15 protein-coding genes are annotated in these 10,968 nt (G+C 65.6%); 11 read left to right on the plus strand and 4 right to left on the minus strand.

The features are described 5' to 3' along the window. Nucleotides 1–286: 286 nt before the first annotated feature. The 4 genes from VFV09_08765 to VFV09_08780 are packed head-to-tail and all read left to right on the plus strand — an operon-like array spanning nt 287 to nt 3,231. Nucleotides 287–1,237, plus strand: a complete 951-nt coding sequence (locus VFV09_08765) for a PhoH family protein (GenBank protein HEU4867805.1) — start codon at nt 287–289, stop codon at nt 1,235–1,237. A 38-nt stretch (nt 1,238–1,275) separates the two neighbouring features. After that, nucleotides 1,276–1,701 carry an rRNA maturation RNase YbeY gene (gene ybeY, locus VFV09_08770; protein ID HEU4867806.1) on the plus strand — a complete coding sequence of 142 codons (426 nt, stop codon included), beginning with the start codon at nt 1,276–1,278 and terminating at the stop codon, nt 1,699–1,701. Beyond that, nucleotides 1,698–2,993 carry a hemolysin family protein gene (locus tag VFV09_08775; GenBank protein ID HEU4867807.1) on the plus strand — a complete coding sequence of 432 codons (1,296 nt, stop codon included), beginning with the start codon at nt 1,698–1,700 and terminating at the stop codon, nt 2,991–2,993. The genes ybeY and VFV09_08775 overlap by 4 nt, the downstream gene beginning before the upstream one ends. Before the next feature lie 28 nt (nt 2,994–3,021). After that, complete coding sequence (locus VFV09_08780; protein ID HEU4867808.1) at nt 3,022–3,231, plus strand: hypothetical protein; 210 nt, start codon at nt 3,022–3,024, stop codon at nt 3,229–3,231. On the opposite strand, the gene VFV09_08785 is transcribed toward VFV09_08780, so the two are convergent. Continuing rightward, nucleotides 3,228–3,740, minus strand: a complete 513-nt coding sequence (locus tag VFV09_08785) for a hypothetical protein (GenBank protein HEU4867809.1) — start codon at nt 3,738–3,740, stop codon at nt 3,228–3,230. The two genes, VFV09_08780 and VFV09_08785, sit on opposite strands and share 4 nt — an antisense overlap. A 5-nt stretch (nt 3,741–3,745) precedes the next feature. Further along, the gene (locus VFV09_08790) at nt 3,746–4,075 is read right to left on the minus strand and encodes a helix-turn-helix transcriptional regulator (protein ID HEU4867810.1); all 330 of its coding nucleotides are present in this window, start codon (nt 4,073–4,075) and stop codon (nt 3,746–3,748) included. Nucleotides 4,076–4,110: 35 nt separating this feature from the next. Here VFV09_08790 and VFV09_08795 point away from each other — a divergent pair, with 35 nt between their 5' ends. From VFV09_08795 to VFV09_08810, 4 genes are all read left to right on the plus strand, one after another. Then, nucleotides 4,111–4,494: a DUF6166 domain-containing protein gene (locus VFV09_08795; protein HEU4867811.1), complete on the plus strand. Its 384-nt coding sequence runs from the start codon at nt 4,111–4,113 to the stop codon at nt 4,492–4,494. Nucleotides 4,495–4,541: 47 nt separating this feature from the next. Continuing rightward, entirely contained in the window at nt 4,542–5,279 is a 738-nt protein-coding gene (recO, locus tag VFV09_08800; GenBank protein ID HEU4867812.1) for a DNA repair protein RecO, read from the plus strand. A 1-nt stretch (nt 5,280) separates the two neighbouring features. Continuing rightward, nucleotides 5,281–5,976 carry a class I SAM-dependent methyltransferase gene (locus VFV09_08805; protein ID HEU4867813.1) on the plus strand — a complete coding sequence of 232 codons (696 nt, stop codon included), beginning with the start codon at nt 5,281–5,283 and terminating at the stop codon, nt 5,974–5,976. 90 nt (nt 5,977–6,066) lie between these two features. Next, complete coding sequence (locus VFV09_08810; GenBank protein ID HEU4867814.1) at nt 6,067–6,363, plus strand: hypothetical protein; 297 nt, start codon at nt 6,067–6,069, stop codon at nt 6,361–6,363. Between the two features lie 4 nt (nt 6,364–6,367). On the opposite strand, the gene VFV09_08815 is transcribed toward VFV09_08810, so the two are convergent. Then, nucleotides 6,368–7,741, minus strand: coding sequence for a hemolysin family protein (locus VFV09_08815; GenBank protein ID HEU4867815.1), 1,374 nt, complete (start codon nt 7,739–7,741; stop codon nt 6,368–6,370). An 81-nt stretch (nt 7,742–7,822) separates the two neighbouring features. Here VFV09_08815 and VFV09_08820 point away from each other — a divergent pair, with 81 nt between their 5' ends. Next, nucleotides 7,823–8,428: a macro domain-containing protein gene (locus VFV09_08820; protein ID HEU4867816.1), complete on the plus strand. Its 606-nt coding sequence runs from the start codon at nt 7,823–7,825 to the stop codon at nt 8,426–8,428. 58 nt (nt 8,429–8,486) lie between these two features. Continuing rightward, on the plus strand, nt 8,487–9,518 hold the full coding sequence (locus tag VFV09_08825) for a hypothetical protein (GenBank protein ID HEU4867817.1): 1,032 nt from the start codon (nt 8,487–8,489) through the stop codon (nt 9,516–9,518). On the opposite strand, the gene VFV09_08830 is transcribed toward VFV09_08825, so the two are convergent. Next, nucleotides 9,504–10,424, minus strand: coding sequence for a DMT family transporter (locus VFV09_08830; GenBank protein ID HEU4867818.1), 921 nt, complete (start codon nt 10,422–10,424; stop codon nt 9,504–9,506). The two genes, VFV09_08825 and VFV09_08830, sit on opposite strands and share 15 nt — an antisense overlap. A gap of 68 nt (nt 10,425–10,492) precedes the next feature. Between VFV09_08830 and VFV09_08835 the strand changes: the two genes are divergently transcribed. Next, nucleotides 10,493–10,968: glycine--tRNA ligase (locus tag VFV09_08835; GenBank protein ID HEU4867819.1), on the plus strand; the 476-nt coding region annotated here is incomplete at its 3' end.

The raw sequence follows: 10,968 nt of genomic DNA on the forward strand, positions 1-10,968 counted from the left end.
CGACCTGAAGGAGGCGGTGGAGGAGCTGGCGGCCGGTCTCGACGTCACTGTGGAGTCGACCGAGCCGTTCGGCTGCTCACTGGTCCTGTAACAGCTCCGCCGAAGCGCCCGGGTGAACCTCTCCACCCGGGCGCTTTGCGCGTTCCGGGGTGAATAGCGCTTGCCGGGGCGCCCTCGGCTGGAGTGCTGGGTATCCTGGTATTGATACGAAACCCAAAAGGAGGGTAGCTTCTAAGTAGTGCAGGAACTCACGCAAGTAAAAATCATCGTCCCAGGGGACAGCGAGATGGTGTCCCTGTTCGGGACCCGGGATGAGCTTTTGAAGGTCATCGAGAAGGGATTCCCTTCGACGACCATCGTGGTCAGAGGCAATGAGATCACGATCTCCGGTGAACCCAGCGAGACGGAAACCGTCGCCCGCCTGTTCGAAGAGTTGATCGAGCTCATGAGCCGCGGCCACGTGTTGACCACCGACTCGGTCGGCCGGTCCATCGACATGGTCAAGCTCGGCGACGTCCGCCCGTCCCAGGTCCTGACCGACGCCATCCTCACCACCCGGACGCGCTCGATCCGTGCGAAAACCGCGGGTCAGAAGCGCTATATCGACGCGATCCGGCGCAACACCATCACTTTCGGCATCGGCCCGGCCGGCACCGGCAAGACCTACCTGGCGGTTGCCGCGGCGGTCCACGCCCTGCAGTCCAAGCAGGTGCAGCGGATCATCCTGACCCGGCCGGCAGTCGAGGCGGGCGAGCACCTGGGGTTCCTCCCCGGCGACATCGCCGCCAAAGTCGACCCGTACCTCCGGCCGCTCTACGACGCCCTCTACGAGATGCTCGAGCCCGACGCCTATGCAAAAGCGATGGAGCGGGGCATGATCGAGGTGGCGCCGCTGGCATTCATGCGCGGCCGGACCCTGAACGACTCGTTCATCATCCTGGACGAGGCGCAGAACACCACCGCCGAGCAGATGAAGATGTTCCTCACCCGTCTGGGCTTCGGCTCCCGGGCGGTCGTGACCGGCGACGTCACGCAGATCGACCTGCCCCGGATGCAGACCTCGGGCCTGACCCTGGTGCAGAAGATCCTCACCGAGATCAACGACGTGGAGTTCTGCTACCTGGACGCCAACGACGTGGTGCGCCACAAGCTCGTCCAGGAGATCGTTGAGGCCTACCGGCTGTTCAACGAGAGCGCTCTCCAGGCAGAGCTGGAACTGGACCAACCGGCTTCGTGACATCCGAACCTCCCAGTAGCAGCCCCATCGCCGTAACGTTGGAGAACGAGCAGGCGATGGGTGTCGACATAGACCGGATAGTGGCCGTCGCCACCCGGACCGCGGACTCCGAAGGGGCTTCCGGAGAGATCTCCATAACCCTGGTCGACCCGGCGCGCATGGCCGAGCTCAATGAGCAGCACATGGGCAAGACCGGCCCGACCGACGTCCTGGCGTTCCCGATCGACGGCCCCGGGGACCCGGGTCTCGGCGGCGACGGACCTCCCCGGATGATCGGGGACCTGGTCCTGTGCCCCGAGATGGCCGCAAAGCAGGCAACCGCCGGCGTGGAGGCGGAAATCGACCTTCTGGTCGCCCACGGCGTGCTGCACCTGCTCGGCTATGATCACGACACCGAAGCAGGCGCCGAGCAGATGCGCCTTCGGGAATTCGACCTCACCGGCCAATCGGGGGCCCGGGCATGACACTCACCCAAACTCAGCTCGCCTTAGCCGGTCTGGCCATCATGTTTGCCTTCGTCACCTCGGCGTGGGTCAACGCGATCCAGCGGCTGACGCTGGCCCGGGCCGAGCTTCTGGCGAACAACCACCCCAAAAAGGGCGCCCTGCTGGTCAAGATCGCCGGCAACACATCCAACTTCCTCACCAGCGTCCTGCTGGTCATGCTGCTGCTCAGGGTCACGGCGACCGTCTTCGTCACCTCCACCGTGCTCCGGCAGGGCTGGCCGGTTCCCGAGCTGATCGCGGTGGCGATCATGAGCGTCGTCCTGTTCGAGTTCGCCGAGCTGGCCCCCCGCACCTGGGTCCTGGAGCGCCTGGACAACGTGCTGCTGGCGGCCGCCCGCCCGGTTTACCTGATCGGGTCGGCCCTCGGCCCGCTGGCGTCGATCCTGATCAAGCTCGGCCGGTTCTTCCTGCTGATCCTCCCCGGAAGGGGCCTGCCGAAAGGCCCGCTGCTCTCCGAGGAGGAGATCAAAGGCATCCTGGACGTCGCACAGTTCGAGGAGGTCATCCAGGCCGACGAGCGGGAGATGATCCACTCGATCTTCGAGTTCACCGACACCGTCGTCCGTGAGGTCATGGTGCCCCGCCCCGACATGGTCTGGGTCGACGCCGCCGCCACCCTCGAGGAGGTCCTCGACGTGACCCTGAAGAGCGGCCACTCCCGGATTCCGGTGATCTCCGAGAACATCGACAACGTCATCGGCATCGTCTACCAGAAGGACGTCATCCGCCGCCTCCACAACGGCGGCCGGTCCAAGGCGGTCAACAAGAAGGCCTCCGACATCAAGCGGGAGGCGGTGTTCGTCCCCGAATCCAAGAAGGTCGCCGAGCTGCTGAGGGACATGCAGCAGGCAAAGACCCACATGGTGGTGGTGGTCGACGAGTACGGCGGCGTCGCTGGCGTGGCGACCATGGAGGACCTGCTGGAGGAGATCGTCGGCGAGATCACCGACGAGTACGACCGGGACGAGCCCAACGTCTCGGTGGTGGGGGAGGACGCTATCAGCGTCACCGCACGCCTCAGCATCGAGGAGCTGAGCGAGCTCCTGGACGTCGAGCTGCCGCACTCCGAGTGGGACTCGGTCGGGGGGCTGGTGGGCGGGATGCTCGGCCGGCTGGCCACTCCGGGCGATACTGTGCAGCACGACGGGATTGAGTTCGAGGTCCACAAGATGAAGGGCCGGCGCATCTCCCACGTGCTCGTGCGGGGCGCTCCGGTCGCCGCCAGCCCGGCGGTCAAGGAGTCGCATTAAGATTCGGTCCTATTCACAAGGAGGTTGCATGCCGCAGGGGTCAGTGAAGGAGTACCACGTCAACGAGAAGGTGGGCATCATCGCGAGCGATGACGGCCTGACGGAGTGGGAGATAGACCCCATCGCGATCGACACCGGCATGTTCCGCTTCTTTCGTGTCGGCCAGCGCGTGACCTTCGACCTGGTGCGCGAGGGCGGCGTAGAGCGGCCACGGAACCTGAGAATCGGGGTCGCTTAAGCGTCTCCGGCTTTTTTCAACGCTGAGAAGCGGTAGAGGATCGGGAGAACCCGGAGGTCTTTCGGCCTGCCGGCTGTCTCCTTCGAGAGAATCACATCATCAAGGTCGGCAACAGTCACCAAAACGCCGTCCACGAGTACTTTGTGAGCGCGGTCAACGAGTCCGAGGTAGCCGGATTGAAATGCGGCGGGATGGAACGCGAGATCAAACTCACCTAGGTCACACACCAGGTTCCACATTTCTGATCGTCCAAGCGACGCACCGTCATGGCTGAACGGAAGGTCCCCGTCCACCGCATCTGTCCGAATTCGCGCGCCGAGCGCCTTGAGAGCCCTGGACAGTCGATTGAGGTTGTCAATGCTGGCCTCAGGTGTGAAATCGATGTCTCGAGTGGCAGGAATCGGCGCCTTTTGAGCAATGGCGGCGTAAGCGCCTATGACGACGTACTCCACGCCGTGTTCGTTGAATATTCGAGCGATACCTGCGGCGTCAAGTTCGGGTGCAGGCATTTTGCCTATGTCGGTTCAGCGTTCCGCCAACTCGCAAGCTGAAGATCTAGCCGGTGCTTTTCCTCAGGACTCCGTGTACCTTCGGAGCGCTCAAGGATCTGGTCGTGCTTGTCCAATGCGACTAACTGCATACGCAAGTCAAAGCCGGCAGCGTTCAGGAGTCTTAGCAGCGTCGGCAGGGTCGGTTGCCGACGGTCACGCTCGTAAGCTGAGATCATCGTGGTCGGAACGCCGGCCATTTCAGCAAGGCTTCTTTGGCTAAGGCCTGATTTGAGGCGAGCTAACTGCAACAAACCTGCAGCGACGGAAGGCGTGGCATCCAACACCTGTGTCATGGCACAATTGTATCCTGATTGACCGAGAGGAAGCAATGGGAGATCGCGTTTACCAAGGCGTCCGGGACCGCAGGGGGTTCGCTGAGGTCTACGTCATCGAGAACCTCAAACGGCGCACGCTGAAAGAACAGCTGTTTCTCTACCGCCCCATTGAGTTCGACTGGGGGTTTCCCGGTGAGGAGTCGATGAACCTGTCGATCACCCTGCTCGCCGACGCCCTCGAGGGCGGCGACGACCCGCTGGTGGACGAGCTCAAAGACCGCCTTCACGACGAGCTGGTGAGCATGCTCCCGGCCGCCGGCTGGCAGATAAACCAGTGGCAGCTCCTCGACTGGGTCTACGGCCGGATCGTGCGCGTGCCGGTGTACCAGCTGCCCCTGGACGAGCTGGGCGGAGGCGTGGAACAGTCGGTTAACTAAGCGCCTGAAAGCCGGGTCTTTGCGCCCGGGCTACCTATAGTTGAACGATGTCTCTCTACAAGGACGAAGCCGTGGTCCTAAGGACCATGCGGCTCGGCGAAGCCGACCGGATCGTGACCCTGGTGGGCAAAAACAACGGCAAGATCCGCGCGGTCGTGAAGGGGGTCCGGCGCACCAAGAGCCGTTACGGCGGGCGCCTGGAACCGTTCTCCTACGTGTCGCTGGTCATCTGGAAGGGCAAGTCGGACCTCCACACCATCACCCAGGCCGAGGTTCTCGACCCGTTCCGGGCGGTGAAGGAGGACCTGGACCGGCTCAACCTGGGCTCGGTGATGCTGGAGGCCTGCGACCGGGTCGCCCAGGAGTCGGAGGACTCTGCCCGGGTCCTGAACCTGCTGGTCGAGTCGCTGCGCCGGCTGTCGGCCGACGGCTCCCCGATGGTCCTGGCCGCCTTCCTTCTGCAGCTCTGCGGCATCGCCGGATTCGCCCCGTCGATGGACCGCTGCGCCGAGTGCTCCCGCCCCGCCTCCTGGTTCTCGCCCGGACAGGGGGGCGCGGTATGCCCCGGCTGCCGGAGCTTCGACTCCGAGGAGGTCGGCACCTCCGTCCTGGAGTTGATGAGCGACCTGGCCCTCCCGCTCAGCGCCACCCCGAGGCTTGTTGGCCGGCCGCCCTCGGTTGAGGAGATGGCCACCGCCGGCCGGCTGGCCCGCTTCTACACCGAGTACCACCTCGAGCGCCGGCTGAAGTCGGCATCGGCAGTTGAGGCAATGGCCCGCTTCTAAGTTGTCCGACCCCAAGTTCGACGCGTTCGCCGAGGACTACGCACGTCACGCGGCCGGCAGCCCGTACAACGCCCTCTACGACCGTCCGGCCGTGCTCTCCTTGCTGGGTGACGTGCGCGGGCAGCGGGTGCTGGACGCCGGCTGCGGGCCGGGCTTCTACGCCGAGAAGCTGGTGGAGCAGGGGGCCGAGGTGGTCGCTTTCGACCAGGGCCCCGGCATGGTCCGGCTGGCCCGGGAGCGGGTGGGGGAGAGGGCGGCTTTTCGGGTTCACGACCTGGCCGACCCGCTCGACTGGCTGGAGGATCACAGCTTCGATGCGATCGTGCTGGCGCTGGTGATCCACCACGTCGACGACCGGGTGGCGGCCCTGACGGAGCTTCACCGGGTGCTCCGCCCGGGCGGTCGAATGGTGGTCTCGACCCACCACCCGGTGTCCGACTGGCTCCGGCGCGGCGGCAGCTACTTCGACGCCCAGGTGGTCGAAGAGGTCTGGAATGAGGGGTGGCAGGTGCGCTACTGGCAGCTGCCGCTGACCACGATCTGCGAGGAGTTCTCGGCTGCCGGATTTGTCATCGAACGGCTGGTGGAGCCTCTCCCGGTGCCGGAGATGGCGACCCGCTACCCGGACGACTACGCCAAGCTCATGCGGGAACCCGGCTTCGTCAACTTCCTCTTGCGCAAGTCGGGCCCGGAGTAGGCCCGGTTGTCCCGAAGTTTGGGGGCCGTTCGGCACTGACGCCTTTCTGCAGGCCCTGCCACTCTGAGCAGGAAGAGAAAGGACTGCAAGATGACCACTCAACTACTAACCGGCCCGGCGCCGGTCCAGGTCGTCGATCTTCCAACCCACACCGAAATCAGCGAGGTCTTTGTTCCTCCCGGCTTCGGTTCACGGCTTCCGTCGAATGCAGCGGGAAGGACCCCGTGGGTCGTTGTCGACCGTGCGTGGGCGAGACGCCTCGGCGTGCAGCGCACCAACGGCGCCTACCGGATCAACCGGCGTGAGCTCGTCGCACGCCTGGCCGAGGCGGAAACCGCGGCCCTGCTCAAAGCCGGCAACGGCAGCCACCTGGTGTCGGCCGCCTGAAAGGCTAGGGGTCGACCGGGGGAGACGGCTCCGGTTCGGACGGCTCGCCGTCCAAGCCGGGAGCAAAGATGTCCACGGACAGAATCCGGCGCCGGCTGACGTTGGCCACCCGGATCCGCCAGCCTTCGTGGGTGATTTCGTCGCCCCGCTTTGCCAGCCGTCCCAGCTTCTCCAGGATGAACCCGGCGACCGTCTCGTAGTCGCCGTCGGGTAGCTGGAGGCCTGAGTACTCCAGGGCCTCGTCGGTGCGCAACCGGCCGGTAGCCTCGCGCAGCTCGTCGGGCCGCATGCGGCCGGGGACCCGGTAGCCGCCCGGGATCTGTTTGATGTCCCACTCCCTGAGATCCGACTCGTCCCGGATCTCGCCGAGCAGTTCCTCGATGATGTCCTCCAGGGTCAGGATGCCGGCGGTGGACCCGAACTCGTCGATGACGATCGCCATGTGGTTCCGCTCCCGCCTCATCTGCAGCAAGACCTTCTCAAGAGGCAGCGACTCGGGGACCACCAGCGCATTGCGCATCGCATCCCTGACCTGGGCGTCGGGGTTGCGCTTGACCTCCCTCAGCATGTCCTTGATGTGAACTACGCCCACGAACTCGTCGGCTCGCTCCCGCCAGACCGGGAACCGCGAGTAGCCGGTGTGCTCGACCGACTCCAACATCTCCCCCATGGTGGCCGAGGTGGAGAGGGACACGCAGGCGACCCGGGGGACCATGGCCTCGACCGCCCGCTTGTCGGGGAACTCCAGGGTACGGGCGAGGATCCTGCTCTGGGCGCCGAGGATCGTGCCGCCCCGGCGGGACTCTTCGATGATGATGGCGATCTCGTCGGGCGTGTGGACCTCACTCAGCTCCGACTTGGCCTCGATCTTGAAGAGCTTCAGCAGCTTGTTGGCCGTCTCGTTGAACAGCCAGATCAGGGGGCGGAAAGCGAAGGTGAACCACCGCATCGGCGTGGAGACCCAGAGTGCAACCGCCTCCGGCTTGGCCAGCGCCAGCGTCTTCGGGACCAGCTCGCCGAGGGCCACGTGCATAAAGGTGATGATGGAGAACGCAATGGCCGTGGCGACTGCGTGCGTGGCGACCACGTCGTAGGGGGCGGGGACGTGCTCGAACCACGTCTCGAAAATCTCCCCCAGCACCGGTTCGCCGACCGCGCCCAGGCCGAGAGAGGCGAAGGTGATGCCCAGCTGGCACCCGGAGAGCATGAGGTTCAGCTGGCCGAGGACTTTTAGGGTGGCGATGCCCCGGCGGTTGCCGGTGGCCGCGAGCTCCTCCATGCGGGTCCGCCGTACCGCAACCAGTCCGAACTCTGCGGCGACGAAGAATGCGTTTGCGCCTACCAGCACGAAGATGGAGGCCAGTTTCCAGGCGGTCAATTGGCCCTCTGAGGGACGGGTGCGTACATCCGGCTAAAGCCTACTCGGTCCTGGGAGGGGTCAAGCGCTAGTCTGCGATCTATGACAACCGAGCTTTCTGTAGGGGAGCGGATCCTGGCTCTCGCCAAAGGCGATATCACCCAGATACCCGCTGACGTGATAGTCAACGCAGCCAACGAGTCACTTTCCGGCGGCGGTGGCGTCGACGGCGCCATACATCGGGCGGGTGGGACGCAGATCATGGGTGACCTCCAGCGCCGCTACGGCAAGCGCCGCCAGTGCCCGACCGGCAGCGCGGTGGTAAGCGAGGCCGGCGACCTTCCGGCGAAGTGGGTAGTCCACGCCGTCGGCCCCCGCTGGCGCGGCGGCAACTTCCTGGAGTCGGACATGTTGTGGTCGGCCTACCGGAGCTCGTTACACCTGGCCGACCAGCTGGGTGCCAAGACCGTGACCTTCCCGGCGATATCGACCGGCATCTACGGCTACCCGGTCGACAAGGCGGCGCCGGTGATCGTGAGCGCCCTTAAGGAGGGCCTGGAGCGGGCCGAGTCGGTCGAACGGGCGACGTTGGTCCTGTTCACCGGCGGCCCGCTGGCGATTTTCGAGGCCGCCCTGCAGGAGATCGCGTCGATGGGAAGCATCAGATCCTACGAGCCCGACCCCGGCCGGGACGACGGCGGCGTTTGACGACGCAGGTAAGCGGTACGGTTTCTAAGGCACACTCCCTAGACCCAAGGAGCCCGAGATGGGAAACAGAAGGCCGCAGGTCGTAGGCAGCATCGCCCAACCGGACATCGAGCAGGCGATCTCCTGGCAGCTCGAGCGGCTTCCGGGCCTGAGGTACATCTCAGGCGGTGAGACCGGCGACCGGAAGAACTGGATCGTGCCTTTCATCGAATCCCTGCGCGACCACCCCGACCTCGAGGTCGCCCAGGAGGGCAGGTGGGGCAGCTACGAGGACCTGCTGGTACACCGGGTCAAGCCGGGCCACAAGCTGGACGGCTCCACGATGTCGCTCGGGACGCTGAAGCGGACCCGGGAGGAGCTCGACGTCCTCGATCGCCTGACCGCAGACCTGCCGGAGCGTCCGCCGCTGCTGGTGGGCATCCCCGACTACCTCAACCTGGCGCTCTTCTCTATGGGCAAGCTGGGGCCGGTCAAGCACCGTAAGCCGTTCCTCGACATGGTCGTCAACGACATCTCGGAGACACAAAGAGAGTTCGGGGACCGGGTAATCTTCCAGCTCGAGGCGCCGTTGCACCTGGTCGCCACCGCCAAAGCCGGCCCGCTGAGCCCGGTCGTCGCCGGCGTGATGGCCGAACGCCTGGTAAAGGTCGCCCTCCGTGCGCCCGAGGGGACCCGCTTCGGCGTCCACCTGTGCCTCGGCGACCTGAACCACGAAGCCCTGTCCCCGATGAAAAGTGCCGCGCCGGTCGTCCACCTGTACAACGAGCTGTCCAGCCGGTGGCCGGCCGACCGGCCGCTGGAGTTCATCCACGCCCCGCTCGCCGGGGGCCGGGAGCCGCTGTCGACGGATCCCAAGTTCTACGAGGCGTTTCGGAATCTGTACCGGGACGGTACGGCCAGGTTTGTTGCGGGGGTCGTCCAGGAGGAGCAGGACGAGGCCGACCAGCTGGTGGTTCTCAAGCTGATCGAGCAGATGATCGGCCCGGTCGACGTCGCGACCTACTGTGGGCTGGGCCGCCGGTCGCCCGAAGCTGCGGATGCGGCGGCGGAGCGGACCATGCGCCTGATCGAGGCTTCAGCCCGAGTCTGACCTGATCAACCCGACCCCGGCCAGGACGACGGCGGTGCCGAGGATGACGTTTAGCTCGATTCGCTCCCGGAGCGTCACCGCGCCGACGATCACGGCCACCACCGGAATCAGGTAGGTCACCAGCGCCGCCCCGGAGGCGCCCCGGTTGGCGATCAGCCGAAAGTTGATGGCGTAGGCGATGCCGGTCCCGAGGATGCCCAGGGCGAGGATCGCCACCACCGCGTCGATCCGGAACTCCGGCTCCGGCCACCCCATGAATGGGATCAGCAGGAGGCTGAGTACCGCCGATGCGCTCACCTGCCCGGCCGAGAGGCTGAGCGGCGTCAACCCCCGGCCACGGAGATGATGGGCGGCGTAGACGAACCCCACGCCGTAGCAGGCGGCGGCCACCAGGCAGGCCAGCCCGCTCCAGGTCGCGACCTGGGAGCCTGAGTTCCACGGCTCGAAGATCACCACCGCACCGGCGAAGCCGAGGATGAGCCCGGCAAGCTTGCGGCCGCCCACCCGCTCGCTCCCGATGCTGAAGGCGATCACCGCCGTCCACATCGGCGTGGTGGCGTTGAGGACCCCGGCGATCGCCGAGTCAATCCGCTCCTCGGCCAGGGCGAACAGGAAGTAGGGGATGACGTTGGCGACGGCCGCCAGAGCCGTCAGGTGCACCCAGATGATCGGCTCCCGGGGGAGCCGGGAGCGCCGGATGAGGCTGAAGGCCGTCAGCGCCAGGGCCCCGAGCCAAAGCCGGAAGACCGTGTTCTGCACCGGCGAGAAGCCCCGGAGCGACACCTTGATCGACAGGAAGCTGGTGCCCCAGATGGAGGCCAAGAGAAACAGATAGAGGAGGTCGGCCCGGGCGAGGCGGTGCTCGGGGGAGCCTCGTTCGGCCTTGATTGCGGGTGTTGACTTCACGCCTCTCAAAGTAACCGTCGCGCGCCGCTTATCACCGCCCCCAGGCACGATGTGTAGCATGGAGTGAAATGAGCACTCCTTCCCTCGACACGATCGTCGACCTTTCCAAGCGCAGAGGCATCATCTTTCAGTCCGGCGAAATCTACGGAGGGCTCCGTTCCGGCTGGGATTACGGGCCCCTCGGCGTCGAGATGAAAGAGAACGTCAAGCGTGCCTGGTGGCGTTCGATGGTCCAGTTGCGGGACGACGTCGTGGGCCTGGACTCCTCGGTAATCCTGAACTCCACCGTCTGGGAGGCCTCCGGCCACCTGGAGGTCTTCACCGACCCACTCGTCGAGTGCGCCAAGTGCAACACCCGGCACCGGGCCGACCAGATCGGCGACAAGTGCCCGAACTGCGGCAGCGACGAGCTCGGCGACCCCCGCAACTTCAACCTGATGTTCAAGACCCACATCGGGCCGATCCAGGACGACAAGAACGTCGTCTGGCTCCGCCCCGAGACCGCCCAGGGCATCTTCATCAACTTCATGCAGGTCCAGGCGTC

The organism is Actinomycetota bacterium (assembly GCA_035759705.1).
Lineage (GTDB): Bacteria > Actinomycetota > CADDZG01 > JAHWKV01 > JAHWKV01 > JAJCYE01.